This window comes from Micromonospora sp. NPDC007230, assembly GCF_042869115.1.
GTDB lineage: Bacteria > Actinomycetota > Actinomycetes > Mycobacteriales > Micromonosporaceae > Micromonospora.
In genome coordinates this window covers 102,639-128,598 of sequence record NZ_JBIAFE010000001.1, presented here as the reverse complement: position 1 = coordinate 128,598, position 25,960 = coordinate 102,639, and the positions used below count along the sequence as shown (strand labels likewise).

Below are 25,960 nucleotides of genomic sequence, written 5' to 3'. Positions count from 1 at the left end.
AGCAGCATGACCGACATCACCGCCACCGAGGTTGCCCCTGAGGCCACCGAGGCGCCGGCGCCCGTCGCCCGCGCGCCTCGTGGCGACCGCCCGATCCAGACCGTGGGTCGGCGCAAGGAGGCCATCGTCCGGGTTCGCATCGTCCCCGGCAGCGGCAAGATCACCTGCAACGGCCGTGACCTCGAGGCCTACTTCCCGAGCAAGGTGCACCAGCAGCTGATCAAGGACCCGCTGGTGACCGCCGAGAAGGCCGAGGCGTTCGACGTGATCGCCAACCTGCGTGGTGGCGGCACCACCGGCCAGGCCGGCGCGCTGCGCCTCGCCATCGCCCGGGCGCTGATCGTCAGCGAGCCGGACGACCGCCCGGCCCTGAAGAAGGCCGGCTTCCTGACCCGTGACGCCCGGGTCAAGGAGAGCAAGAAGTACGGCCTCAAGAAGGCCCGTAAGGCTCCTCAGTACTCGAAGCGCTGATCATCAGCAGCGCCTTGTACTTCTGACGGACGGCCGGGTCCGCCTCCTCTACGGGAGGTGGCCCGGCCGTTCGCTTTTCCTCTCCTCGCAACGGCAGTTCCATCGGAGGTTGGCGGGTATGGGCCGGTTGTTCGGCACGGACGGCGTACGCGGGCGGGCGAACGCGGATCTCACCCCGGAGTTGGCGCTCGCGGTTGCGGTCGCCGCCGCGCACACACTCGCCGAGTCGGACAAGAGTCATCCGCCGCTCGCCGTGGTCGGCCGGGACACCCGGGCCAGCGGCGAGATGCTGGAGGCCGCGGTGGTGGCCGGGCTCACCAGCGCCGGCGCCAACGTGGTACGCGTCGGCGTGCTGCCCACCCCGGCGGTGGCGTTCCTCACCGCCGAGGCCAAGGCCGACCTGGGCGTCATGCTCTCCGCCTCACACAACCCGATGCCGGACAACGGGATCAAGCTCTTCGCCGCCGGCGGGCACAAGCTGCCCGACGAGATCGAGATGCGGATCGAGGCGGCGGTCGAGGCGAACGCCACCACCGCCTGGGAGCGGCCGATCGGCGCCGGGGTGGGCCGGGTGCACGACCTGCTCGACGGCGCCGACCACTACGTCCAGCACCTGGTCGGCACCGTGCCGCACCGGCTGGACGGGATCAAGGTGGTGGTCGACTGCGCCAACGGCGCGGCTGCCGAGGTCGCCCCGGTGGCGTACCAGGAGGCCGGCGCCGAGGTGATCGCGATCTGCGCCGAGCCGGACGGGCTCAACATCAACGACGACTGCGGCTCCAACCACCTGGACGCGCTGCGGGCCGCCGTGGTGGAGCACGGCGCGCACCTGGGCATCGCCCACGACGGCGACGCCGACCGGTGCGTGGCGGTCACCGCCGACGGCGACGAGGTCGACGGCGACCAGGTGATGGCGATCCTCGCCCTGGCCATGCGGGAGGCCGGCGCGCTGACCGAGGACACCCTGGTCGCCACCGTGATGAGCAACCTGGGCCTGAAGCTCGCCATGTCCGCCGAGGGCATCCGGCTGCTCGAGACCAAGGTCGGCGACCGGTACGTGCTGGAGGAACTGCGCGCCTCCGGGCTGGCCCTGGGCGGCGAGCAGAGCGGCCACATCGTCATGCCCGCGTACGCCACCACCGGCGACGGGGTGCTCACCGGGCTGCACCTGATGTCCCGGATGGCAGCCACCGGCAAGTCGCTCGCCGAGCTGGCCGCCGTGGTCACCAAGCTGCCGCAGGTCCTGATCAACGTGCCGGTGGGCGACCGGACCGTGGGCTCCGCCGCGCCGGCCGTCCGGGCCGAGGTGGAGCGGGCCGAGGCCGAGCTGGGCGAGACCGGCCGGGTGCTGCTGCGCCCCTCCGGCACCGAGCCGCTGGTCCGGGTCATGGTCGAGGCGGCCACCGAGACCACCGCCCGGTCCGTCGCGGAGCGGATCGCCGAGCAGGTACGCACCGCCAGCCCGGCCGGCTGACCGCCGTTCCGGCCCGGCAGCTGTCTGCGCTGGCCCTTCCGCTCTGGGGTGTCCTCGAGCCCAAGGCTCGGCGTCCGGTGACTGGCCGGGCATATCGACCTGGTGGCGTAGCTCAGCCCGATGCCTCCCCGTCGTCGTCGGTGACCAGGCCGTGGCAGGAGCTGTGTGTCCGGCTCCTCTGGAGCTGAGTCGTTTGCGATATCGGCCTCGGGGTCGGCTGACACCGCTGTCTGTCTTCGTGGAGCTGAGTCGATGGCGATATCAGCCCGGCGCGGTGGCAACCGGGTCCGACCGGATCGACCGGCGGGCGCACGGCGTGAGCCGTTGACGACATCAGGCCCCACCTGAGTCGTTGGCGACATCAGCTCCAAAGGGAGCCGCTGACGACATCAGCTCCAAAGGGAGAAACGGGCGATGGCGACCTTGGCGTGGTACCGGTGGATGGTCCTGGCGGCCCGGGCCATCCTGGCGTGCCCCGCCCCGCCCGGGCCATCCTGGCGTGCCCCGCCGCGTCCGGGACGCCCGGTGGTCAGCGCGGCGGCAGCCGGCGCAGGAAGCGGTCGGCCAGGTCGACCACCTGGTCGGCGTCCAGTTCCAGCGCCGGGGCGGCCACCGTCACCTCGGCCAGCGCGATGCCGGGCACCTCGGTGTCCCGCCAGCCGCCGACGAACCACGCCTTCTCCTCCTCGGCGAGCGCGAGGTTGGCGGCGTTGAGCGCGTCCGCCGGGTGCGGCAGCCAGAGCCGGAACTGGTGCGTGTGCGGGGGCGCCGGGTGCACCCTGGCACCAGGCAGGGTGGCCAGCGCCGCCGCCACCACCTTTGCGTGCGCCACGTAGCCGGCGAGCCGGGGCAGCTCGTGGGCGAGGCCGGCGAGCGCGGCCAGGGCGGCCGGCGACTGCTGGAAGAGGTTTCCGCCGTAGCGGTGCCGCCAGGCTCGGGCGTAGCGGACCAGCTCGGCGGAGCCGGCCAACGCCGCACCGGAGTGCCCGCCGAGGGACTTGTAGAACGAGACGTACGTGCTGTCGGCCAGGGCGGTGACCTCGGCCGGTGTGCGTCCCAGATGGACGGTGGACTCCCAGAGCCGGGCACCGTCCAGGTGCACCCGGGCACCCCGTTGCCGGGCCGCCTCGACCACCGCGACCAGCTCGTCCCAGGTCGGCAGGACGAACCCGGCGTCACGCAGCGGCAGCTCCAGCAGCAGCGTGCCGACCGGCTCGTCGAGCGCGGCGACCTCCTCGGCGGTCGGGCTGCGCGGCGCGTCCGTGGTGCGTACCGGCCGCAGGCCGCCGAGCACGGCGGGCGCGTCCCGCTCGTGCAGCATCGGGTGGCTGAGCGGGTGCAGGCCGACGCCGTTGCGTCCGGTCAGCTCGGCGCCGTACCGCATGGCGACCTGCTGGGCCATCGTGCCGGTGGGGAAGAAGGCGACGGCCTCGGTGCCGAGCAGTTCGCCGACGCGGCATTCCAGCTCCTCGACCGCCCCGCCCTCGCCGTAGAAGTCGGGCAGCAGGTCGTCGGTCGTGATCGCTCGGAGCGCCTCCAACTGCTCGGCCACCGAGGCCGGCGGCCTGCCGGAGAGCACCGTGTCGCAGTTGCGCTGCGCCGCCATCCGGCGTAGCCGGCCGGCGTTCGGGTCGGTCATCGGTTTCCCTTCAGTTGGCGCAGCCGGTCCACCGCCTCGGTCAGCACCTCCGGGCGCTTGCAGAAGGCGAACCGGACCAGCCGCCGCCCCGCCTCGGCGTCGTCGTAGAAGACCTGGGTCGGCACGGCCACCACACCGCAGCGCTCCGGCAGCGATCGGCAGAACTCGACCCCGTCCCGGCCGCCGAGCGGGGTGACGTCGGCGGTGACGAAGTATGTGCCCTCGGGGGCGAGCACGTCGAACCCGGCGTCGGTGAGCCCGGCGACGAGCTGGTCCCGCCGTCGCTGCAGGCCGTCCCGGAAGTCGGTGAAGTAGGCGTCGGGCAGGCCGAGCGCCAGTGCGACGGCCGGTTGCAGCGGCCCGGCGTTGACGAAGGTGAGGAACTGCTTCACCCGCAGCACCGCGGAGACCAGCGGGGCGGGCCCGCTCACCCAGCCGACCTTCCAGCCGGTGCAGGAGAAGGTCTTGCCGGCCGAGGAGATGCGCAGCGTCCGCTCCCGCATCCCGGGAAGCGTCGCCAGCGGTACGTGCGGGGCGGCCGCGTCGGTGAAGACCAGGTGCTCGTACACCTCGTCGGTGACCGCGTACGCGCCGTGCTCCTGGCACAGCTCGGCGACCAGGGCCAGCTCGTCGCGGGTGAACACCTTGCCGGTCGGGTTGTGCGGGGAGTTCAGCAGCACCAGCCGGGTACGCGGCCCGAACGCGGCGCGCAGCTCCGCCGGGTCGACGGCGTACCGGCCGTCGGCGGCGGGACGGAGCGTGACCGGGCGGCGGACGGCACCGGCCAGCGCGATCGAGGCCGCGTACGAGTCGTAGTACGGCTCGAAGCAGACCACCTCGTCACCCGGCTCGCAGAGGGCGAGGATGCTGGCGGCGATCGCCTCGGTGGCGCCGGCGGTCACCACGATCTCGCCGTCCAGGTCGTACGCCAGATCCCAGAAGCGGCGCTGCTGGGCCGCGACGGCCGCGCGCAGCGCCGGGATCCCCGGGCCCGGCGGGTACTGGTTGTGGCCGGAGCGGAGTGCCTCGGCGGCGGCCGCGAGCATCTCCGGCGGGCCGTCGGTGTCCGGGAAGCCCTGGCCGAGGTTGACCGCCCCGGTGCGCACGGCCAGCGCGGACATCTCGGCGAAGATGGTGGTGCCGAACGGCCGCATCCGGGCCACCAGCGGATCGGTCGTCGTCACGCGGGCCAGCCTACGGCCCGGCGCCCGCGTCGCACGACTCGCCGGTCTCACCACCCGAAGCAGGTCGCTATCGCGCCCGACGAGCTCGAATCCCGGGAGACGACCTTCCCGTCGATGGTGATCTGGCAGGTGATCGGGTCGCCGCCCCGGTCGGCGGGCAAGGCGACGATCTGCACCCGCTCCCGGTCGTTGGCGGTGAACGCCAGCCGCCACGGCGACCGCACCCCGTCGACCTGGAGGAAGTCGCCGTTGGCGTCGTAGAACTGGACGTTCACCGCTTCGGTGCCGGTCACCTCGTACACCACCTCGAACCGGCCCGGCCCGCCCGACGGGGTGGTGGCGGGGCTCGGTTGCCCGGCGGTGGCGTCCTCCTCCGGCTCGCCGTAGCCCGAGTCGTCGTAGCCCGAGTCGCCGTAGGGCTCCCCGGACGGCACCGGGTCACCGAACGAGCTGCCGAGCACGCCCAGGCCGACACAGCCGCAGAAGAGCAGCACCAGGACGGTGGCCACCGCGGCCACGATCGCCGCGATCTTGCCGCCGTTCGTCCGGGTCGGCGGCATCCCGGGGTACGCGTACGGCGGCGGGTAGCCGGCCGGAGGCCAGCCGGGTGCGGCGTACCCGGGCCAGGGGTGAGCCGGCGGCGGGACCGGGGTGACGGGCGGGACGGCCGGCCGCGGCGGGTCGGCGGGGCCCGGCGGCCCGGTGCGGGCCGGGTCGGCGGTCGCTTCCGGCTGGCCGGTGTTGCCCGGCGTCCCGATGCCGCCCGCCGTGCCCGCCACGCCTGTCGGGCCGGGTGTGCCGGTCGAGCCGGGCGACCAGGGTGCTGGCGACCAGGGGGTCGGCGACCACGGCGTCTGCGGCGTCCAGGGCTGGGGGCCGGCGAGCGGATCGGGCGGTGTCCAGGGCGCGGGCGCCGGTGGGGTGGTGGGATCGGCGTGGCCCCCGTCGGCCGACGGCTGGGGGGTCGGCGTTGGCTCGGACATCGGGTCAGCTCGCAGGGGGACGGGCGCCCAGCGCCTCGCGCATCCGGTTGATCTCAGCGCCCTGCTCCACGACGACGCTGGTGGCCATCTCGTTGAGGACGCCGTCGACGCCGAGCGCCAGCACCTCGCCCGCCATGTCGATCGCGCCCTGATGGTGCTCGACCATCATGGTGACGAACATCCGGTCGAACTCGGCGCCCCGGGCGGCGGTGAGCTGGTCCAATGCCTCCGCTGACTGCATGCCGGCCATGCCGTGCTGGTGGCCGGGGCCGGAGTTCCGGTTCAAACCCCGGTCCGTCAGCCAGGTCTCCAGCGTCTTGATCTCCGGTTCCTGGGCCGCCAGGATCCGGTCTGCGATGATCTTGAGCTGCGGGTTCTGTCCCCGGTCCGCCACCAGTTTGGCCATCACGAGCGCCTGCTCATGGTGCGGAATCATCATCGTCACGAACCGGATGTCGGCGTTGTTGTGCGACCGGCGCGGCACGGGCGGCATCTCATTGGCCGGGAGGGTCTTCGCCGCCTCACCGGGAGCCCCGGGCAGCAGCACCGGCGCGGTTGCCTCCGGCAGGCCGGGCAGGGCGAGCGATGCCGGTGGGCTCGCCTTCGCCGCCGGTTTCGGCTGGTCGTCGGGCCACCAGACGACCGCCGCGGCCCCGGCGGCCACCATGGTGAGCACGGCCAGCTCGACCAGCACAATCGCCCGCGACCGTCCAAAAAGAGATCGGAACCGTACACCTAGCACAACTCGACTCCCGCCGTCCGCCCCGAGGATGGCCGGGATCGTAACGCGGCGTTGACCTGCACCGGGAAGATCGCGGGCAGCGAAAAGGTTCGATTGGTCCCACCTGCGGTTATTCGTGCCACCGCACCGCCGCCACATTCACTGAACCGTGACCACAAGCGAGTGTTTAGTGTGAGCTGGATCACAATCTTGTATCGAACGCCAGGTTATCGTCCCGACACCCTGCTCAACCCCATGACGAAGGGTGTCCATATGTTCCAAGCAACCCCACGAGGGAGCCGAAGGCTGACCATCAGCCTTGCCGCCACAGGCGCCCTTTTCCTGACCACCGTCGTGGCCGCGGCGCCGGCGAGCGGTGCCACCGAATCCACCGAGAACACCGACGTCTGCGAGTCGTTCCGGGCTGCCGGGGACAACTTCGCCGAGTACTGCATCGGCGAGGAGGCGGCCAACGACGTGGCCGCCACCAACACCATCCCGGGCATCGACGAGATCGCCAGCACCGCGAACATCCGGCAGATCGCCAACATCCCGAAGTTCGGCGGGTTCGCCAGCGAGGGGGCGTACGACTCGGACCTGGCGTTCCAGGGCAACTACGTCTTCGCCGGCAACTACGAGGGCTTCAACGTCTTCGACGTCAGCAACCCCAGCTCGCCTCAGGTGGTCAGCCAGGTGGTCTGCTCCGGCTCGCAGGGCGACCCGTCGGTCATCGGCAACCTGCTGTTCTTCGCGGTCGACCAGCCGCGGACCAACGACTCGTGCAGCAGCTCGGTCGGTTCGGTGACCCAGGAAAGCTCCTGGGAGGGCGTCCGGATCTTCGACATCAGCGACAAGGCGAACCCGCGGTACATCAAGTCGGTCCGGACCGACTGCGGTTCGCACACCCAGACGCTGGTGCCGAGCAAGGACGGGAAGAGCGTCTACGTCTACGTCCAGTCGTACGGCCCGTCGGCCAGCGCCTTCTACTGCAAGACGCCGCACGACAAGATCTCGATCATCAAGGTGCCGCTGGACAACCCGACCAGCGCCGCCGTGGTGGCCACCCCGGTTCTCTTCCCGGGAACCACCGGCGCCAACTCCACCAGCGGCTGCCACGACATCACCGCCTACCCGGAGCTGGACCTGGCCGCCGGCGCCTGCATGGGTGACGGCGTCCTGTTCGACATCTCCAACCGGGAGAACCCGGTGATCCTCAGCCAGGTCCGGGACACGAACTTCGCGTTCTGGCACTCGGCCACGTTCAACAACGCCGGCAACAAGGTGGTCTTCACCGACGAGCTCGGCGGCGGCAGCAGCGCGATCTGCACCAGCAGCTACCGGACCAACCAGGGCGCGGACGCGATCTACGACATCGTCGGCTCCGGTGCGGACCGCAAGCTGGTCTTCAAGAGCTACTTCAAGATCCCGCGGTTGAACACCACCCTCGAGAACTGCGTTGCGCACAACGGCTCGCTGATCCCGGCGATGGGCCGCGACATCATGGTCCAGGCGTGGTACCAGGGCGGCATCTCGGTGATCGACTTCACCGACTCGGCCAACCCGGTCGAGATCGCCTACTGGGAGCGGGGCCCGCTCTCGGACACCCGCCGCATCCTCGGTGGGGCCTGGTCGACGTACTACCACAACGGATACATCTACTCGAACGACATCCAGAAGGGTCTCGACGTCCTCAAGCTGGACGACCCGCGGACGAACAACGCTCGGGCGATCTCCTTCGCCGAGCTGAACGTGCAGACCCAGCCCAGCTACCCGGCCTGCACCACCGTCCTGCGCAACCGGCAGAACGGTGGCCTCGACATCACGTCCGGCATCACCTGCCTGGACGGGGTGACCGTCAACGGTGCCACCAAGGTCGCGCCGGGCGCCGGTCTGATCGCCTTCAACTCGACCCTCAACGGCTCGGTCACCGCGACCGGCGCCTCCGTGGTGTCGATCGTGGAGAGCAAGGTGAACGGCTCGGTGGACGCCATCGGCGGCACCGTGCGGGACAGCGCGGTCACCGGATCGGTGAAGACGAGCTGACCCACAGGCACACTCAAGGCACTACAGCTCCGGCCCGGCGGATCCGCCGGGCCGGAGCCCTTTGTTTCCGGCCACTGGCCATGGCGCCCGAAGCGGGGAGCCGGCGGGTGGGCGCTCCCACGCGCCGCTCGGTGGTTGGGATTTGTCCGATCCTTGCCCTCTGACCACCAGTTCGCTCAGATTCAGTGATTGTTTACCCGACTTCCGAGCACGCGTGGTGAGCGAAACTGGGTTAGGCTGCGGACCATGTGTGGAATCGTGGGTTACGCCGGCGCGCGCCCGGCGCTCGGCATCGTGCTGGACGGACTGCGGCGGCTGGAGTACCGCGGCTACGACTCGGCCGGTGTGGCCGTCGTCTGCGACGACGAGCTGCTGATCGAGAAGAAGGCCGGCAAGCTGGCTAACCTGGAGAAGGTCCTGGCCGAGCGCGCGGCCACCGATCCGGAGTCCTGCGCGGCCAGCCCGATCGGCATCGGCGACGGCACCACCAGCATCGGCCACACCCGCTGGGCCACCCACGGCGGGCCGACCGACCGCAACGCCCACCCACACCTGTCCCCCGACGGCCGGGTCGCCGTGATCCACAACGGCATCATCGAGAACTTCGCCCGGCTCCGCACCGAGCTGGAGGCCGAGGGCGTCGAGTTCGCCAGCGACACCGACACCGAGTGCGCCGCCCACCTGCTCGCCCGGTCGCTGGCCGGCCTGCGCGCGGCGGGCGAGGTCGACAGCCCGCAGCTGCTCGCCTCCGCCATGCGGCTGGTCTGCCAGCGGCTGGAGGGCGCTTTCACCCTGCTCGCCGTCGACGCCGGGATCCCCGGCGCGGTGGTCGGCGCCCGGCGCAACTCGCCCCTGGTCGTCGGCCGTGGTGACGGCGAGAACTACCTGGCCAGCGACGTGGCCGCGTTCATCGAGCACACCCGCGACGCGGTCGAGCTGGGCCAGGACCAGATCGTCCTGATCACCCCGGACGACATCGAGATCACCGACTTCGCCGGCCAGCCCGCCACCGGCAAGGACTTCCACATCGACTGGGACTCCTCCGCCGCCGAGAAGGGCGGCTACGACTGGTTCATGCTCAAGGAGATCGAGGAGCAGCCGCAGGCCATCGCCGACACGCTGCTCGGCCGGCTCACCGAGACCGGTGAGATCGCCCTCGACGAGGTCCGGCTCAGCGAGCAGGACCTGCGCGACGTCGACAAGATCTTCATCGTCGCCTGCGGCACCGCCTACCACTCCGGCCTGGTCGCCAAGTACGCCATCGAGCACTGGACCCGGATCCCCTGCGAGGTGGAGCTGGCCAGCGAGTTCCGTTACCGCGACCCGGTGCTGGACCGCTCCACGCTGATCGTGGTGATCTCGCAGTCCGGCGAGACCATGGACACCCTGATGGCCCTGCGCCACGCCAAGGAGCAGAAGGCCCGGGTGCTCGCCATCTGCAACACCAACGGCTCCACCATCCCGCGCGAGTCCGACGCCGTCCTCTACACCCACGGCGGCCCGGAGATCGCGGTCGCCTCGACCAAGGCGTTCCTCACCCAGCTCGTCGCCTGCTACCTGATCGGCCTGCACCTGGCCCAGGTACGCGGGATCAAGTTCGCCGACGAGGTCGGCGCGGTCGTCGAGCAGCTCCAGGAGGTGCCGGGCAAGCTGCGCGAGCTGCTGATGCGGATCGAGCCCGTCCGGGAGCTCGCCCGTGACCTGAAGTCCGAGCCGACGGTGCTCTTCATCGGCCGGCACGTCGGCTACCCGGTGGCGCTGGAGGGCGCGCTGAAGCTCAAGGAACTGGCGTACATGCACGCCGAGGGCTTCGCCGCCGGCGAGCTGAAGCACGGCCCGATCGCACTGATCGACAAGGGCACCCCGGTCATCTGCATCGTGCCGTCGCCCATCGGCCGGGGCATGCTGCACGACAAGGTCGTCTCCAACATCCAGGAGGTACGCGCCCGGGGCGCCCGCACCATCGTGATCGCCGAGGAGGGCGACCAGGCGGTCGTCCGCTACGCCGACCACCTGATCTACGTGCCGCGGGTGCCGACGTTGCTGGCGCCGCTGGTGACCACGGTGCCGCTCCAGGTGCTCGCCGCCGAGATCGCCGCCGCCCGCGGGCACGATGTCGACCAGCCGCGCAACCTGGCCAAGTCGGTCACGGTCGAGTAGTCCACCCCGACCAGGCCCCTCCGCTCCCGGGTGGAGGGGCCTGGTCGTCTCCGTACCCGCCGCGCTCATCGGCCCAGCACGATCCGGGCCATCCCGTCCAGCGCAGGGTTGTCGGGCTCCCAGTAGCCGGTGTGGCCGTACCGGCCGCTGGGGAAGCGCCGGCCGCCGAAGCCGGGGTCGCTCGGGTCGCGCCCGAACCACAGCCCGGGGTCGTGCCGGTCGAGCACCGCCGCCACCGGGCCGAGGGGCGTCCCCGCCAGCACCGCCCGGCGGGCCAGCTCGTCCGGCGGCCGGGCCAGCCGGATCACGTCGTCCGGCGCGGTGCTGGCCCAGACCTGCCCGGGCGGCATCCGCAGCTCGCTCGCGTGGTCGACCCCGGCACCGGGGGAGCCGACGAAGACCAGGGCGTCGGCGCTCAGCCCGTGGTCGCGGGCGGCGGTGCCGACCACCAGCGAGCCGTAGCTGTGGCCGAGCACGGTCTGCCGGGCCGGCGGGCCGTCGTGCGAGGCGCGCAGCCCTTCCTGGAACCGGTGCAGCGCCGACCCGGCGTCCTCCGCCTGCCGGGCCCGGGCCGCCTCGAGCAGGTGGTCCGGCGCGTCGTAGTCCAGCCAGAGCACAGCCGCCGTCTCCTCGCCCGGGCCGAGCGCCGTGCACCGGTCCAGCACCCGCGCGGCCCGGCCCAGCTCGCCGGGGGCGTCGGCGAGGTCCGCGGTCATCCCGGGGACGTACGTCAGCACGGCCGCCGCCCGGTCCGGGTTGCCCAGCGCCACCACCGCGCGCCCGTCCCCGGCCGGATCGAGCCCGAGCAGGTACGCCCGGGGCACCCTCGCCTCGCCCAGCCGCTCGGTGAGCCCGTCGAGGCCGCGCAGGGCCGCCTCCAGCCGGGCGAGCCGGGCCTGCCGGGCCAGCTCGGGCGGCCCCGGCGGCAGCGGACGTAGCAGCCCCACCCGGGCAGCGGCCAGCCCCGCCCGCCGTTCGCCCAGCAGCAGCCGGTTGGCCTGGTCCCGGGCTGCCACCGGCACCCCGTCGAGGTGACCGATGCGGGCCGGCTCGTGGCCGACCAGCCAGCGGCGCTCGGCCGGGGTGAGCCCCGCCCACCAGCGGCTCACCTCAGCCGGCCCGGCGCCGGGTGCCGGTCGCGCGCCGGGCGGGACGCTCACCCAGCCGGTGACCGCCGCCGTGCTGAGCTCGCCCAGCCGGGCGGCGGCCTCCCGGTCCGCGCCGCCGGCCAGCGCCAGTGCGGCCCGCAGCTCGGCCGCCACCTGGGCGACCGCCTGGCCGGCCGGGGCGGCGCGGCGCGGGTGGGCCGGATCGGGCCGGACCGCACCCACCCGGTCCACCAGCAGGCCGCCCGCGTCGGCGTGCGCCACGGCGGCGGCGAGCCGGGCCTTCGCCGTGGCGAGCCGGGCGGCGAACTCGGCGAGCACCTGGTCGACCTCGACCAGCGCGGGCAGCACGTCGGTCAGTGCGCCGCGCAGCGCCCCGATCCGGCCCTGCGCCGCGCCGGCGGCCCCGCCGGACCAGCCGGGCCGCAGCGCGGCCACTCGGGCGTCCAGCCCGTCCGCCCGCTGCCGGACCGGGCCGATCACCCCCCGCCAGGCCGCCCCGACCCGGGTCCAGGCACCCGGGTCGGCCGCCCAGAGCTGGGCGTATCCGACCGGACCGGAGGTGTCACCGGCCGGCGTCCGCGCGCCGGATGCGGACCCCGGCCACGCGGCCTCCCGGCGCAGGGTCGGCGCGCCGCCCGGGGTGGCCGTGCCGGCCGGACCGGGTCGGGCGGGCGTGGAGCGGGCTGCCGAGGCGCCGGCGGGGCCCGTCACCGGGGGATCCCGGCCAGCCGTCGGGCGGCCCGCTCGTCGGTCGCCTGGTAGCCGTCGGCGGCGCTGCGGACCGCGTCGGCGGTGCTCGCCACCCGGGCGGCGAGCGCCCCGCACCAGCGGTGCACCGCCGCCTCCAGCTCGGCCAGCGCGGCCCCGGCCCGCCAGCCGTCGGCCGGCACCACCAGCCCGGGCGTGCCGGCCAGCCCGTGCGCCAGCCGGTACGCGTCGTCGCCCAACTGCCGGGCGACCCCCCGCAGCAGCTCCGGCTCGACGGTGAACGGCTCCTCGGCCATCGGCGGACTCCCCGGGACAACGGGCCGCCGGCGGGGCTCACCGGCGGCGGAACCAACGGTCGCCTGCAGGATCAGGCAACCGGGACGCTAGGCGGCGTCCGCGCATCCCCACCGGCCCTGTGGACAGCCGGCGGCGGCCGTACCCCCGGGTTGTCCACAGGCGTTGTCCACCGCGCAGCCGGCGGCTAATGTGCGGCCGCGACCGCCGGTAGGGTGAGTCCGTGATCGTGGCTGTCGGCATCGACGTCGTGCTGGTGGACCGGTTCGCCCGGGCCCTGGCGCGGACCCCGCTGCTCGCCGACCGCCTGTTCACCGAGGCCGAACGGTTCACCCGCTCCGGCAACCCGCGCTCGCCCGAGTCGATGGCCGCCCGGTTCGCGGCCAAGGAGGCGGTGGCCAAGGCGCTCGGCGCGCCGGGCGGGCTGCGCTGGCACGACTGCGAGATCGTGCCGGATCCGGACGGCCGGCCCTGGCTGACCGTCTCCGGCACGGTGGCCGCCGCCTCGGCCGACCGCGGGATCAACCGCTGGCATCTGTCGTTGTCGCACGACGGCGGGATCGCGTCGGCCATGGTGGTCGCGGAGCGGTGAGGCGACCGGCGGGCCGGCCGGCCCGCCTGGCGAGACAACGGACGGGACGGGGTGGCATGAGACCGGTGTGGCGGGTCGCGGACGTACGCGCGGCGGAGGCCGGCCTGCTGGCCACCCTGCCGCCCGGGACGCTGATGCAGCGGGCCGCCGCCGGGCTGGCCCGCCGCTGCGCCCTGCTGCTCTCCGATCGGGGCGGCGTCTACGGCGCCCAGGTGCTGCTGCTGGTCGGCTCCGGCGACAACGGCGGCGACACCCTGTACGCGGGCGCGCACCTGGCCCGCCGGGGCGCCGCGGTCTCGGCCCTGCTGCTCAGTCCCGGCCGGGCGCACGCCGAGGGGCTGGCCGCGCTGCGGGCCGCCGGCGGGCGGCTGGTGGACCGGCCGCCGGCCGTGGTGGACCTGGTGCTGGACGGCATCGTCGGGATCGGCGGCACCGGCGGGCTGCGGGAGACCGCCGAGCAGCTCGCGGCGAGCCTGGCGGGGCGCTCCGGGCGGGACGGTGCCCGGGCCACCGTGGTGGCGGTGGACGTGCCGAGCGGCGTCGCGGTGGACACCGGCCACGTGCCGCTCACCGCCTCCGGCCGCCCGTGCGCGGTGCGCGCCGACGTGACGGTCGCCTTCGGGGCGTTGAAGCCGGCCCTGGTGGTCGGCCCGGCCGCCGCGCTCGCCGGGCACGTGGACGTGGTCGACATCGGGCTGGGGCCGTGGTTGCGCGGGACCCCCGCGCTGCGGGTCACCGAGTGGTCGGACGTGGTCGACTGGTGGCCCCGGCTCGGCCCGTCCGCGGAGAAGTACAGCCGGGGGGTGGTCGGCGTGGCGACCGGCTCGGCCACGTACCCCGGGGCGGCGGTGCTCTCGGTGGCCGGCGCGCTGGCCGGTCCGACCGGCATGGTCCGGTACGCGGGCGGGGCCCGCGCGGAGGTGCTGCACCACCACCCGTCGGTGATCGCCACCGGCCGGGTCGCCGATGCCGGCCGGGTGCAGGCCTGGGTCTGCGGCTCCGGGTTGGGCACCGGCGAGGAGGCCGCCACGGAGCTGCGGGCCGTGCTCAGCGCGCCGGTGCCGGCGGTGCTCGACGCCGACGCGCTCACCCTGCTGGTCGACGGCGCGATGGCGGACCTGCTGCGCAAGCGGGACGCGCCGATCGTGGTGACTCCGCACGACCGCGAGTACGCCCGGCTCAGCGGGGAGACCCCGGGCGCGGACCGCGTGTCGGCCGCGCTGCGGCTGGCCGCCTGGATGAACGCGGTGGTGCTGCTCAAGGGCGACCGGACGATCATCGGCACCCCGGCCGGCCGGGCGTACGTCAACCCGACCGGCACCCCGGTGCTGGCCACCGGAGGCACCGGCGACGTGCTGGCCGGGCTGCTCGGCGCGCTGCTCGCCGCCGGGCTGCCCGCCGAGCGGGCGGCCGCCGCGGCGGCGTACCTGCACGGGCTGGCTGGCCGGGAGGCGGCCCGGGGCGGTCCGGTGACCGCACCCGACGTGGCCACCGCGCTCCGCCCGGTGATCGCCCGCCTGGGCTGACCGCGGTGGCCCAGCGGCCCGGCCGGCGGTCGGGCTGCCTGGCGGGGGTGCCAGCGGGCGGACCACGCGGCTCCGGGCCAGGGTGATCACCGGCGGAAGTAGGCTGGGGACATGTGGCAGTCGGAGGTGCGCGTCGACCTGGACGCGATCCGGGAGAACGTGGCCCGCCTGAGGGCGGGCACCAGCGCCGAGCTGATGGCGGTGGTGAAGGCCGACGGGTACGGCCACGGCATGGTGCCGGCCGCCCGCGCGGCGCTCGACGCCGGCGCGGACTGGCTCGGGGTCTGCACCCTCGACGAGGCGCTCAACCTGCGCCAGGCGGGGATTACCGCGCCCGTGCTGGCCTGGCTGCTCGCCCCCGGGCTGCCGTTGCACGACGGCGTCGCGGTCGGCGTCGACCTGGGCTGCGCCAGCCTCGCCCAGCTCGACGAGATGATCGAGGCGAGCCGCCGGGCGGAGCGCCCGGCCCAGGTGCACCTGAAGATCGACACCGGCCTGGCGCGCGGCGGGGCGACCGTCGCCGACTGGCCCGCCCTGCTGGAGGCCGCGGCGAAGGCCGAGGCCGACGGCCAGGTCGAGGTGGTCGGGGTGTGGAGCCACTTCGCGTACGCCGACTCGCCCGGCCACCCCACCATCGACCGCCAGCTCGCCGTCTTCCATGAGGGGCTGGCCATGGTCGAGAAGGCGGGGCTGCGCCCCCGTTACCGGCACCTGGCCAACTCGGCCGCCACCCTGACCCGCCAGGACACCCACTTCGACCTGGTCCGCCCCGGTCTGGCGGTCTACGGCCTCTCGCCGGTGGCCGGTGAGCAGTTCGGGCTGCGCCCGGCGATGACCGCCCGGGCCCGGGTGATGCTGACCAAGCGCGTCCCGGCCGGCACCGGCGTGTCGTACGGCCACACCTACCTCACCGAGCGGGAGGCCAACCTGGCCGTCATCCCGCTCGGGTACGCCGACGGGGTGCCCCGGCACGCCTCGAACACCGGTCCGGTGCAGCTCGGCGGCAAGCGGCGGACCATCTCCGGCCGGGTCTGCATGGACCAGTTCGTGCTGGACTGCGGCGACGACGAGGTGGCGGCCGGCGACGTGGCGACCCTCTTCGGCAGCGGCGCGGCCGGCGAGCCCACCGCCGACGACTGGGCCGAGGCGGTCGGCACCATCAACTACGAGATCGTGACCCGGTTCGGCGGGGTCCGGGTGCCCCGCGTCTACGACGGCGAACGACCGTGAGCGCGAGGAGTGAGCCGGGGTTGCGAGCCCCGCAGTCGCGAACCGAGACAGCGCCGTGAGCGCGAGGAGTGAGCCGGGGTTGCGAGCCCCGCAGTCGCGAACCGAGACAGCGCCGTGAGCGGACGCTTCCGTGTCCCGCGGCCGCGGACCGCCGCGGGGCGGGTCGCCGGAGTGGTCGGCGCCGCCGTCGGTGTCGCCGCCGCGGGGCTCGCCGCGGGCGTGGTGAGCGAGCGGGTCCTGGTCCGCCGCCTCAAGGCCGACCCCGCCGACCGGTACACGCAGGAGGACTTCGGCCAGCAGCGGTACGACGAGTCGTTCCTGCTGGAGATGCCGGACGGCACCGACATCCAGGTGGAGGTGGTCGAGCCGACCCGGCCGGTCGCCGGGCACCCTACCGTCGTGCTGGTGCACGGCTTCTGCCTGGACATGGGGACCTTCCACTTCCAGCGCCAGTTGCTCGCCGCCCGGGGCGACTACCGGGTCGTCGCGTACGACCAGCCCGGGCACGGCCGCTCCGGGAAGCTGGAGACCGGCGAGTACGACCTGGCCAGGTTGGGCCGGACCCTGCGCCGGGTGCTCGACGAGGTGGCCCCGGAGGGGCCGCTGGTGCTGATCGGGCACTCGATGGGCGGCATGACGATCATGGCGCTGGCCGAGCTCTACCCGGAGCTGTTCGGCGAACGGGTGGTCGGCACGGTGCTGATGGCCACCTCGGGCGGCCTGCTCGCCGAGACCAAGCTGGTGGCGCCCGCGCTGCTCGGGCGGGTCGGTGCCCCGATGCTCTACATGATGAGCAACGCCACCCGGTATGGCGGCACGATGATCGACAAGGCCCGGAAGTCGACGTCCAACGTCGCCTGGCTGCTGACCCGCCGGTACGGCTTCGGCACCGCGAAGCCCAGCCCGGCCCTGGTGTCGTACGTCGAGAAGATGAACTCGCGGACGTCGGCCGACACGGTCACCCGCTACCTGCGCACGCTGGCCACCCACTCGCGCTTCCCGGCGCTGGCCGCGCTGGCCGGCACGCCGGTGCTGGTGATCGTGGGGGACAAGGACATGATCACCCCGGTGACCCACTCCGAGGAGATCGTCCGGCGGCTGCCGCACGCCAAGTTCGTGAAGATCCACGACAGTGGGCACGTGGTGATGCTGGAGCACGCCGACGAAGTGAACGCGGCACTGGAGCAGTTCCTTGCCGAACTCTGATCCGGGAGGCGCGGTGACCGTTGTCGTGGAGCTGAAGACGGTCGACGACACCCACGAGTTCGGCCGCCGGCTGGCCGGTGTGCTGCGCGCCGGTGACCTGCTGCTGCTCAGCGGCCCGTTGGGCGCCGGCAAGACCGCGTTGACCCAGGGCATCGGCGCCGGCCTCGGCGTACGCGGCGACATCACCTCGCCGACCTTCGTGATCGCCCGGGTGCACCGGCCGGACCCGGCCCGCGGCGGGCGGGTGACCCTGGTGCACGCCGACGCGTACCGGCTGGGGGAGTCCGCCGACCCGCGGGCCGAGATCGACGACCTGGACCTGGACGCCTCGGTGGACGAGGCGGTCACCGTGGTCGAGTGGGGCGAGGGGATGGTCGAGCAGTTGGCCGACGCGCACCTGCGGGTCCGGATCGACCGGCGGGAGGACGACACCCGGGTGGTGACGTGCGAGCCGGTCGGCGGCGACTGGGCGCGGCGTCTCGCCACCCTCGACTGAGGACTGTCATACCCGGCTCCTACAGTGCCCGGGACCGATCAATCCGGCGAAAGGTTGCCATGCCCCAGGACGCCCCCACCCTCGACCTGCTGGCGCTCCTCCCCGACGCGTGGCGGGCGGCGCTCACCCCGCACCTCGATCCGGCCCGCGCCACCGCGCTGGCCGAGTTCGTCGCCGGGGAATACGCGACCCAGACCGTCTTCCCACCGGTCGAGGACCTGTTCTCCGCCTACCGGCTGTGCGGGCCGGCGGAGTGCCGGGTGCTGATCCTCGGGCAGGACCCCTACCACAAGGCGGGGCAGGCGCACGGGCTCAGCTTCAGCGTGCGCGAGGGAGTGGCGGTGCCGCCGTCGCTGCGCAACGTCTTCAAGGAACTCGGCGAGGACCTGGGCGTGCCGAAGCCGAGCAGCGGCAACCTGACCGGCTGGGCGGCGCAGGGCGTGCTGCTGCTCAACTCGGTGCTCACCGTCCGGCAGGCCACCCCCGGCTCGCACGCCAACCAGGGCTGGGAGGAGTTCACCGACGCCACCATCCGGGCCCTGGACGCCCTCGACCAGCGCGTGGTGTTCCTGCTGTGGGGCGGCTACGCCCGCAAGAAGGCGGCCCTGGTCACCAACCCACGGCACGTGGTGCTGGAGGCCGGCCACCCGAGCCCGATGAACCCGCGCGGCTTCCTGGGCAGCCGGCCGTTCAGCGCCGCGAACAAGGCCCTCGCCGACGCCGGCCTACCCACCATCGACTGGGAACGCTCCGCTCACGGGTGATGTGCTGCCGGAGCGAGGTCACCGCCAGTAGCGGACGGAGCGGACCGCCGTGGTGCCGGGGCAGCCGCCGGAGAAGCCGGCCGCCGTTGCGTGAGACAGGCCGTGACCGGCCGTGACCGCAGTGCGGCTAGGCTGGCATACCGTGCTCGTACTCGTGGTGGACTCCTCGACGCCCGCGGTGACCGCGGCCCTGGTCGAGGTCTCGGCGGACGCGGTCGCGACCCGCGCGCAGCGGTGCACGGTCGACGCCCGGGCGCACGGGGAGCTGCTCGCCCCGCAGGTCGACGCGGTGCTGGCCGACGCCGGCGCGCGCGCCGCCGACCTGGCCGCGATCGTCGCCGGGCTCGGCCCCGGGCCGTTCACCGGGCTGCGGGTGGGCCTGGTCACCGCCGCCACCATGGGCCAGGTGCTCGGCATCCCCACCTACGGGGTCTGCTCGCTGGACGCGATCGGCCACCCGGCGGCCGCCGGCGAGCCGGTCCTGGCGGCCAGCGACGCGCGGCGCCGCGAGGTCTACTGGGCCGCCTACGACGGCGCCGGTCAGCGGATCGCCGGGCCGAACGTGGACACCCCGGCGGTCGCCGCGGAGCGTGCCCGGGGCCTGGCCGTCACCGTCGCGGTCGGCGACGGCGCCCACCGGTACGCGGACGTCCTCGGTCTGCCGGTGCGCGGCGAGCCGCGCTATCCGGACGCGACGGCGCTGGCCCGGCTCGCCGCCGAGCGGATCCGCGCGGGCGCCCCGAGTGAGCCGCTCACCCCGCTCTACCTGCGCCGCCCGGACGCCGTCGCGGCGACCGGCCACAAGCCGGTCCTGCCGTGACCGAGGTACGACTCGGCCGGTTCCGCTGGTGGCACATCGACCAGGTGCTACCGCTCGAGGCGGACCTGTTCGGCGCCGAGCAGTGGTCCCCGGCGATGTTCTGGAACGAGTTGGCCAACGGGCACTGCTACCTGGTGGCCACCGACGCCGACGGGACCGTGCTCGGCTACGCCGGGCTGCTGGTGGCGCCGCCCGACGAGGCGTGGGTGCAGAACATCGCGGTCCGCCGTGACGCGCAGCGCCGGGGGATCGGCCGGGCGCTGCTGGAGGCGCTGCTCGCCGAGGCGGCCCGGCGCGGCGTCCGCAGCACGCTGCTGGAGGTCGCCGCGGACAACGCTCCCGCGCAGCGCCTCTACGCGACATACGGCTTCGAGCCGATCGGCGTGCGCCGCGGCTACTACCAACCGAGCAACACCGACGCGCTGGTCATGCAGCGCAACGAGGACTGACGAGCATGGCTGACGAACCCCTGATCCTCGGCATCGAGACCTCCTGCGACGAGACCGGCGTCGGCATCGTCCGCGGGCACACCCTGCTCGCCGACGCGCTGGCCTCCAGCGTCGAGCAGCACGCCCGGTTCGGCGGCGTGGTGCCCGAGGTGGCCAGTCGCGCCCACCTGGAGGCCATCGTGCCGACCATGGACCGGGCGCTGAAGCAGGCCGGGGTGACGATCGCGGACATCGACGCCATCGCCGTCACCTCCGGGCCGGGCCTGGCGGGCGCGCTGCTCGTCGGGGTCGCCGCCGCCAAGGGGTACGCGGTCGCCGCCGAGAAGCCGGTCTACGGGGTGAACCACCTCGCCGCACACGTCGCGGTGGACACGCTGGAGCACGGACCGCTACCCGAGCCGGCGATCGCGCTGCTGGTCTCCGGCGGGCACTCCTCGCTGCTGCGCGTCGACGACCTGGCCCGGGGGGTCACCCCGCTCGGCTCGACCATCGACGACGCCGCCGGCGAGGCGTTCGACAAGGTGGCCCGGCTGCTCGGGCTGCCGTTCCCGGGCGGCCCGTGGATCGACCGGGAGGCGCGGGCCGGTGACCCGGCGGCGATCGCCTTCCCGCGTGGCCTGACCGCGCCCAAGGACCTGGCCGCCCACCGCTACGACTTCTCCTTCTCCGGGCTGAAGACCGCGGTGGCCCGCTGGGTGGAGGCGCGGCAGCGGGCCGGCGAGCCGGTCCCGGTCGCCGACGTGGCCGCGTCCTTCCAGGAGGCGGTCTGCGACGTGCTGGTTGGCAAGGCGCTGGACGCCTGCCGGAGCAGTGGCATCGAGACGCTGGTGATCGGCGGCGGGGTGGCGGCCAACTCGCGGCTGCGGGCGATGGCCGAGGACCGGGCGGCCCGGCACGGCATCCGGGTGCGTACGCCCCGCCCGAACCTCTGCACCGACAACGGCGCGATGGTGGCCGCGCTGGGCTCGCACCTGGTCGCCTCGGGCGTCGCCCCGAGCCGCCTCGACCTGCCCGCCGACTCCGCGATGCCGCTGACCGTGGTCAGCGTCTGAGCGGGAGGGGCTGACGTGATCGTCCGGATGTGGGAGGCGAGGGCCGAACCGTACGGCTTCGCCGACCTGATCACCTGGGTCTGCGAGACCGTGCTGCCCGAGTTCGAGCACGACCCGCTGCACCTGTCCAGCGAGGTGTTCTCCTCCACCGACCACCGCCTCGTGGTCATCTCCAAGTGGCGGAGCAGCCCGCGGAACCTGCCGGACCCGCCGCCGACACTGGTCGCCCGCCCGCCGCACGCCTGGGACTTCACGCAGGTCGATCGCTGATCCGGCGCTGCCGGCGAGCGGCGGGAATTGGTTGGCGTGGCCCGGTGCCGGCCACCTAGCGTCGGGGCGTCATGCGTTTCTCACCGGCCGGCGATCCCGGCACCCCCGACGCCCGGTCCGCCACCCGTTACCTGGTCTGGCTGGCCGGTCGACACCCGCTGATCTTCGGTGCCGGCCTGGCGCTCGGCGTCGTCTGGATGGTGGCGCAGGCGCTGATGCCGGCCGCGGTCGGGCGGGCCGTCGACGCCGGCCTCACCCACCGCGACCCGGACGCCCTGCTGCGCTGGGGGCTCGTGCTGCTGGGGCTGGGCCTCCTGCAGGCCACCGCCGGCATCCTCCGGCACCGGTGCGCGGTGCACAACTGGCTCGGCGCCGCGTACCGGACCGTGCAGGTCGCGGTCGACGCCACCAACCGGCTCGGGGCCGCGCTGCCCCGCCGGGTCGCCGCCGGCGAGGTGGTCAGCATCGGTACGGCCGACATCGAGCACATCGGCAGCGCCATCGACATCACCGCCCGGGGCGCCGGGTCGGTGGTGGCGATCGTCATCGTGGCGATGATCCTGCTCACCGCGTCCGTGCCCCTCGGGCTGGTCGTGGTGCTCGGCGTGCCGCTGCTCATGGGGCTGGTGGCGCTGCTGATCCGGCCGCTGCACCGGCAGCAGGGGGCGTACCGGGACTCGACCGGCCGGCTCACCGCCCGCGCCGCCGACATCGTCTCCGGGCTGCGGGTGCTGCGCGGCGTGGGCGGGGAACCGGTGCTCGGCGCCCGCTACCGGGAGCAGTCCCAGGCGCTGCGCGCCGACGGCCTGCGGGTGGCCCGGGTGGAGTCGCTGCTCCAGGCGGCGCAGATCCTGCTGCCCGGTGTCTTCCTGGTGCTGGTGACCTGGCTGGGGGCCCGGTTCGCGCTGGCCGGCGAGATCAGCGCCGGTCAGCTCGTCGCGTTCTACGGCTACACCGCCTTCCTGGTCAGCCCGCTGCGCAACCTCACCGAGGCGGCGGACAAGCTGACCCGGGGGCACGTGGCCGCCCGCCGGGTGGTCCGGTTGCTCCGCCTCGCCCCGGAGTTCACCGACCCGGCCCGCCCGCGGCCGCTGCCCGACGGGCCGGGCGAGCTGGTGGACGTCCGGTCGGGGCTGGTGCTGCGGCCGGGTCGGCTCACCGCGCTGGTGGCCAGCGTCCCCGAGGACGCGGCCGAGATCGCCGACCGGCTCGGCCGGTACGTCGACGGGGACGTGACGCTGCACGGCGTACCGCTGCGGGACGTGGCACTGGCCACGGTGCGCGAGCGGATCCTGGTGGTCGACAACGACGCGCAGCTCTTCACCGGCCCGCTGTGGGTGGAGCTGGACCCGCACGACCGGGGCGACCGGGCCGCGGTCGAGGCGGCGCTGGCCGTGGCCGGCGCGACCGACATCGTCGACGCGCTGCCCGGCGGGCTGGACAGCCAGGTGGCCGAACGCGGCCGGGAGTTCTCCGGCGGGCAGCGGCAGCGGCTGCGGCTGGCGCGGGCGCTGGTCGCGGACCCGGAGACGCTGATCCTGGTCGAGCCGACCAGCGCGGTGGACGCGCACACCGAGGCGCGGATCGCCGACCGGCTGTGCGCCGCGCGCCCCGGCCGGACCACGCTCGTCTGCACCACCAGTCCGCTGGTGCTGGGCCGTGCCGAGCACGTGGTGTTCGTGGAGGACGGCAAGGTGGTCGCGGAGGGCCGCCACGACGAACTGCTCGCCGTCGAGCCGCGCTACGCGGCCACGGTGAGCCGGGAGGAGGACCGGTGAGCGCCGCCCTGCCCGTCGCCGACGCCGGCCAGGTCCGCCGGTACGCGCGTACCCTGGTCCGCCGGCACCCGCGCGGGCTGGCCGCCGCGCTCGGCCTGCACGCGCTCGCCGCGGCCGCCGGCCTGGTCGCGCCCCGGCTCCTCGGCGACCTGGTGGAGGGGATCTCGCGGGGCGTCGGCACCGTCACCGTCGACCGGATCGCGCTGGCCATCGCCGGTTTCATCGTCGCCCAGTCGGTGCTGGTCCGCTTCGCCCACCTGGCCTCGGCCCGGCTCGGCGAGCGGGTCCTCGCCGAGCTGCGCGAGGAGTTCGTCGAGCGGGTGCTCGCCCTGCCGCTGGCCACGGTGGAGCGCGCCGGCACCGGCGACCTGCTCACCCGCACCTCCCGGGACGTCGCGGCGCTCTCCCGGACGGTGCGGTTCGCCGTGCCGGAGACGCTGATCTCGGCGGTCACCGTGCTGCTGATCCTCGGCGCGTTGCTGCTGACCGGCCCGCTGCTGGTGCTGCCCGCGCTGCTCGCGGTCCCGGTGCTGGTCGCCGGCACCCGGTGGTACCTGCGCCGTGCGCCGGCGGGCTACCTGCGGGAGAACGCCGCGTACTCGGACATCACCGACGGGATCAACGAGGTGGTGGAGGGCTCCCGGACCACCGAGGCACTGCGTCAGCAGGCCCGCCGCCGGGCCCGCACCGACGCGGACATCCGCCGGTCGTACGCGGCCGAGAAGTACACCCTCTACCTGCGCACGGTCTTCTGGCCGGTGGCCGAGTTCGGGTACGTCGTACCGGTGGTGGCCACCCTGCTCATCGGCGGCTGGTTTTATCTCAAGGGCTGGGTGAGCCTCGGGCAGGTCACCGCCGCCACCCTCTACGCCCAGCAACTGGTGGATCCGGTCGACCGGCTCCTCGCCTGGCTGGACGAGCTGCAGGTCGGCGGCGCCTCGCTGGCCCGGCTGCTCGGGGTGGCGGCCGACCCCACCGCCGAGCCGGCCGACGCCCCGGCGGCGTCCACCGGTCGCGGGCCGGGGCGGGGTGACGGCCGGGTGGCCGCCCACGACGTCCGGTACGCCTACCGGACGGGACACGACGTGCTGCACGGCGTGACCCTGGTGCCCCGGCCCGGGGAGAAGCTGGCCATGGTGGGCCCGTCCGGCGCGGGGAAGTCCACGTTGGGGCGGCTGCTGGCCGGGGTGCACCCGCCCCGCTCCGGCTCGGTCACCGTGGACGGCCGTCCGCTCACCGGCCTGCCCCTGGCCGAGCTGCGCAGCCACGTCGCACTGGTCAGCCAGGAGCACCACGTCTTCATCGGCTCCCTGGCCGAGAACGTGGCGATGGTCCGGCCGGACGCGGAGCCGGCCCAGGTACGCGCCGCACTGGTCGCCGTCGACGCGCTGGGCTGGGCGGAGGCGTTGCCGGACGGGCTGGACACCCTGGTCGGGGCGGGCGGGCACCCGCTCTCGCCCGCCCAGGCGCAGCAGCTCGCGCTGGCCCGGCTGGTGCTCGCCGACCCGCACACGCTGGTGCTGGACGAGGCCACCTCGCTGATCGATCCGCGCGCCGCCCGGGCGCTGGAGCGCTCCCTGGCCGCCGTGCTGGCGGGGCGGACGGTCATCGCCATCGCGCACCGGCTCTTCTCCGCGCACGACGCCGACCGGGTGGCGGTGGTGGAGGACGGCCGGATCACCGAGCTGGGCTCGCACGACGAACTGGTCGCCGCCGGCGGCTCGTACGCCGCGCTCTGGCGCTCCTGGCACGGCTGAGGGCTAGAAGTTCACCCGCCGGGGTGATCGGTCAGCCGACGTCGAGGGGGTCGGCGAGGAGGCGGTCGAAGGCCAGCTCGGCGGCCCCGATCAGCGCCGCGTCCGCGCCGAGCTTGGGCGTACGCAGCCGCACGTGCTCGAGGCAGGCGGGCAGCCCGTTGGAGTTGAGCCGGCTGCGGACCTGGGCGGCGGCGGCCAGGTAGAGGTCGCGCATGGTGCCGCCGAAGATGACCATCTCCGGGTTGAAGATGTTGACCAGGTTGGCCACCCCGAAGCCGAGCCAGTCACCGGCCTGCCGGACGGCGACCTGGGCGCGGGCGTCACCCCGGTCGGCCGCGTCGAAGACGGCCAGCATCGCGTCCCGGCCCCGGGCGTCGGAGCGGCCGGCGGCCCGGAGCAGCCCGTGCTCGCCGATCTCGGTCTCCCAGCAGCCCCGGCGGCCGCACTCGCAGCGGGCCCCGTCGCGGACCACCACCATGTGGCCGACCTCGCCGCTGTAGCCGCCGTGCCCGGTGAGCCGCCGGCCGCCGGCGATGATGCCGGCCCCGACGCCGACGTCCCCGTACAGGTAGATGACGTTGTCGCAGCCGGCCGCGACGCCTCGGGCGTGCTCGGCGAAGGCGGCCACGTCCGCCACGTTGCCGACGGCGATCGGTACGTCGGTGCCCAGTTCGGCGGCGAGTGCCGCGCCGATCGGCTCGTCCACCCAGCCGGTGGTCGGGCTCAGCCGGACCAGCCCGTCCTCCCGGCGGACCATGCCGCAGACGGCGACACCGGCCCCGATGCAGATGGAGCCCGCCGGCACCGACTGGTGCATCTCCTTGACCGCGCCGGCCAGCAGCGGCGCGGCCTCGCCGGCGACCAGGTTGCGGGGCCGGTCCAGCTCCCGGCGGTCGAGCACCACACCGCCGAGACCGATCCGCGCGGCCCGCAGCCGGTCCACCTCCACGCTGTACGCGTACGCGTAGACCCGGGCCGACTCGGGCCGGACGACCAGCGAGGGTCGTCCGGCCCGGCCGGTCTCCTTCGGCGCCCCCTCGCTGACCAGACCGGCGCCAGCCAGGTCGGCGGTCAGCGCGCCGATGGTGCTGCGGTTCAACCCCAGGGCGGTGGTCAGCTCGGCGCGGGTGGTGGCGCCGTGCACGTGCACGTAACGCAGCAATGCGCCCAGGTTCTGCCGACGGATCTCGTCCTGGCTCGGTCCTGCGCGCATTGCCACAGCCATTTCCGTAAG

Annotated in this window: 23 protein-coding genes; 16 read left to right on the top strand and 7 right to left on the bottom strand. The window is 74.2% G+C overall.

All coding sequences use genetic code 11. The features are described 5' to 3' along the window. The first annotated feature begins 6 nt into the window (after positions 1–6). Positions 7–471, top strand: a complete 465-nt coding sequence (gene rpsI / locus ACFYML_RS00605; protein WP_030501567.1) for a 30S ribosomal protein S9 — start codon at positions 7–9, stop codon at positions 469–471. Positions 472–589: 118 nt separating this feature from the next. Beyond that, positions 590–1,945, top strand: a complete 1,356-nt coding sequence (glmM, locus tag ACFYML_RS00600) for a phosphoglucosamine mutase (RefSeq protein ID WP_357438115.1) — start codon at positions 590–592, stop codon at positions 1,943–1,945. 529 nt (positions 1,946–2,474) lie between these two features. On the opposite strand, the gene ACFYML_RS00595 is transcribed toward glmM, so the two are convergent. From ACFYML_RS00595 to ACFYML_RS00580, 4 genes are read right to left on the bottom strand one after another with little or no spacing between them, the layout of a single operon-like run. Further along, positions 2,475–3,584 carry a threonine aldolase family protein gene (locus ACFYML_RS00595; RefSeq protein ID WP_387418629.1) on the bottom strand — a complete coding sequence of 370 codons (1,110 nt, stop codon included), beginning with the start codon at positions 3,582–3,584 and terminating at the stop codon, positions 2,475–2,477. Then, a complete protein-coding gene (locus ACFYML_RS00590) occupies positions 3,581–4,768 on the bottom strand; it encodes a pyridoxal phosphate-dependent aminotransferase (RefSeq protein WP_387418628.1) in 1,188 nt (395 codons plus the stop codon). The genes ACFYML_RS00595 and ACFYML_RS00590 overlap by 4 nt, the downstream gene beginning before the upstream one ends. A gap of 47 nt (positions 4,769–4,815) precedes the next feature. Continuing rightward, on the bottom strand, positions 4,816–5,751 hold the full coding sequence (locus tag ACFYML_RS00585) for an MmpS family transport accessory protein (protein ID WP_387418627.1): 936 nt from the start codon (positions 5,749–5,751) through the stop codon (positions 4,816–4,818). Between the two features lie 4 nt (positions 5,752–5,755). Next, entirely contained in the window at positions 5,756–6,445 is a 690-nt protein-coding gene (locus tag ACFYML_RS00580; protein WP_387418626.1) for a DUF305 domain-containing protein, read from the bottom strand. 300 nt (positions 6,446–6,745) lie between these two features. On the opposite strand from ACFYML_RS00580, the gene ACFYML_RS00575 reads away from it, so the two are divergent. Together ACFYML_RS00575 and glmS are read left to right on the top strand one after the other, a co-directional pair. Then, positions 6,746–8,515, top strand: coding sequence for an LVIVD repeat-containing protein (locus ACFYML_RS00575; RefSeq protein ID WP_387418625.1), 1,770 nt, complete (start codon positions 6,746–6,748; stop codon positions 8,513–8,515). 246 nt (positions 8,516–8,761) lie between these two features. Further along, complete coding sequence (gene glmS / locus ACFYML_RS00570) at positions 8,762–10,675, top strand: glutamine--fructose-6-phosphate transaminase (isomerizing) (protein ID WP_387418624.1); 1,914 nt, start codon at positions 8,762–8,764, stop codon at positions 10,673–10,675. Positions 10,676–10,740: 65 nt separating this feature from the next. On the opposite strand, the gene ACFYML_RS00565 is transcribed toward glmS, so the two are convergent. Together ACFYML_RS00565 and ACFYML_RS00560 are read right to left on the bottom strand one after the other, a co-directional pair. After that, entirely contained in the window at positions 10,741–12,495 is a 1,755-nt protein-coding gene (locus ACFYML_RS00565; protein ID WP_387418623.1) for an alpha/beta hydrolase, read from the bottom strand. Then, complete coding sequence (locus ACFYML_RS00560) at positions 12,492–12,788, bottom strand: type VII secretion target (RefSeq protein WP_387274779.1); 297 nt, start codon at positions 12,786–12,788, stop codon at positions 12,492–12,494. The genes ACFYML_RS00565 and ACFYML_RS00560 overlap by 4 nt, the downstream gene beginning before the upstream one ends. 221 nt (positions 12,789–13,009) lie before the next feature. On the opposite strand from ACFYML_RS00560, the gene ACFYML_RS00555 reads away from it, so the two are divergent. The 12 genes from ACFYML_RS00555 (at position 13,010) to ACFYML_RS00500 (ending at position 24,726) form a co-directional block, all read left to right on the top strand. Beyond that, positions 13,010–13,378: a holo-ACP synthase gene (locus tag ACFYML_RS00555; protein ID WP_073834878.1), complete on the top strand. Its 369-nt coding sequence runs from the start codon at positions 13,010–13,012 to the stop codon at positions 13,376–13,378. Between the two features lie 56 nt (positions 13,379–13,434). Next, entirely contained in the window at positions 13,435–14,904 is a 1,470-nt protein-coding gene (locus tag ACFYML_RS00550) for an NAD(P)H-hydrate dehydratase (RefSeq protein ID WP_387418622.1), read from the top strand. Between the two features lie 111 nt (positions 14,905–15,015). After that, positions 15,016–16,134: an alanine racemase gene (gene alr, locus ACFYML_RS00545; RefSeq protein WP_387418621.1), complete on the top strand. Its 1,119-nt coding sequence runs from the start codon at positions 15,016–15,018 to the stop codon at positions 16,132–16,134. A 114-nt stretch (positions 16,135–16,248) separates the two neighbouring features. Next, positions 16,249–17,340, top strand: a complete 1,092-nt coding sequence (locus tag ACFYML_RS00540; RefSeq protein ID WP_387418620.1) for an alpha/beta fold hydrolase — start codon at positions 16,249–16,251, stop codon at positions 17,338–17,340. A gap of 13 nt (positions 17,341–17,353) precedes the next feature. Then, the gene (gene tsaE, locus ACFYML_RS00535) at positions 17,354–17,836 is read left to right on the top strand and encodes a tRNA (adenosine(37)-N6)-threonylcarbamoyltransferase complex ATPase subunit type 1 TsaE (RefSeq protein ID WP_387418619.1); all 483 of its coding nucleotides are present in this window, start codon (positions 17,354–17,356) and stop codon (positions 17,834–17,836) included. Positions 17,837–17,895: 59 nt separating this feature from the next. After that, positions 17,896–18,600 (top strand): uracil-DNA glycosylase, encoded by a 705-nt coding sequence (gene ung, locus ACFYML_RS00530; protein WP_387418618.1) that lies wholly within the window; start codon positions 17,896–17,898, stop codon positions 18,598–18,600. Positions 18,601–18,742: 142 nt separating this feature from the next. Beyond that, a complete protein-coding gene (gene tsaB / locus ACFYML_RS00525; protein ID WP_387418617.1) occupies positions 18,743–19,420 on the top strand; it encodes a tRNA (adenosine(37)-N6)-threonylcarbamoyltransferase complex dimerization subunit type 1 TsaB in 678 nt (225 codons plus the stop codon). Beyond that, positions 19,417–19,869, top strand: a complete 453-nt coding sequence (gene rimI, locus ACFYML_RS00520) for a ribosomal protein S18-alanine N-acetyltransferase (protein WP_387418616.1) — start codon at positions 19,417–19,419, stop codon at positions 19,867–19,869. Before tsaB ends, rimI begins: the two co-directional genes overlap by 4 nt. A 5-nt stretch (positions 19,870–19,874) precedes the next feature. Next, positions 19,875–20,921, top strand: coding sequence for a tRNA (adenosine(37)-N6)-threonylcarbamoyltransferase complex transferase subunit TsaD (tsaD, locus tag ACFYML_RS00515; protein WP_387418615.1), 1,047 nt, complete (start codon positions 19,875–19,877; stop codon positions 20,919–20,921). Positions 20,922–20,936: 15 nt separating this feature from the next. After that, the gene (locus tag ACFYML_RS00510) at positions 20,937–21,191 is read left to right on the top strand and encodes a hypothetical protein (RefSeq protein WP_387418614.1); all 255 of its coding nucleotides are present in this window, start codon (positions 20,937–20,939) and stop codon (positions 21,189–21,191) included. A 71-nt stretch (positions 21,192–21,262) separates the two neighbouring features. Next, positions 21,263–22,969 (top strand): ABC transporter ATP-binding protein, encoded by a 1,707-nt coding sequence (locus ACFYML_RS00505; protein WP_387418613.1) that lies wholly within the window; start codon positions 21,263–21,265, stop codon positions 22,967–22,969. Continuing rightward, positions 22,966–24,726 (top strand): ABC transporter ATP-binding protein, encoded by a 1,761-nt coding sequence (locus tag ACFYML_RS00500; protein ID WP_387418612.1) that lies wholly within the window; start codon positions 22,966–22,968, stop codon positions 24,724–24,726. The genes ACFYML_RS00505 and ACFYML_RS00500 overlap by 4 nt, the downstream gene beginning before the upstream one ends. Positions 24,727–24,757: 31 nt before the next feature. Here the strand turns inward: ACFYML_RS00500 and ACFYML_RS00495 are convergent, their stop codons facing one another. Then, complete coding sequence (locus ACFYML_RS00495) at positions 24,758–25,939, bottom strand: ROK family protein (protein WP_387418611.1); 1,182 nt, start codon at positions 25,937–25,939, stop codon at positions 24,758–24,760. Positions 25,940–25,960: the final 21 nt, after the last annotated feature.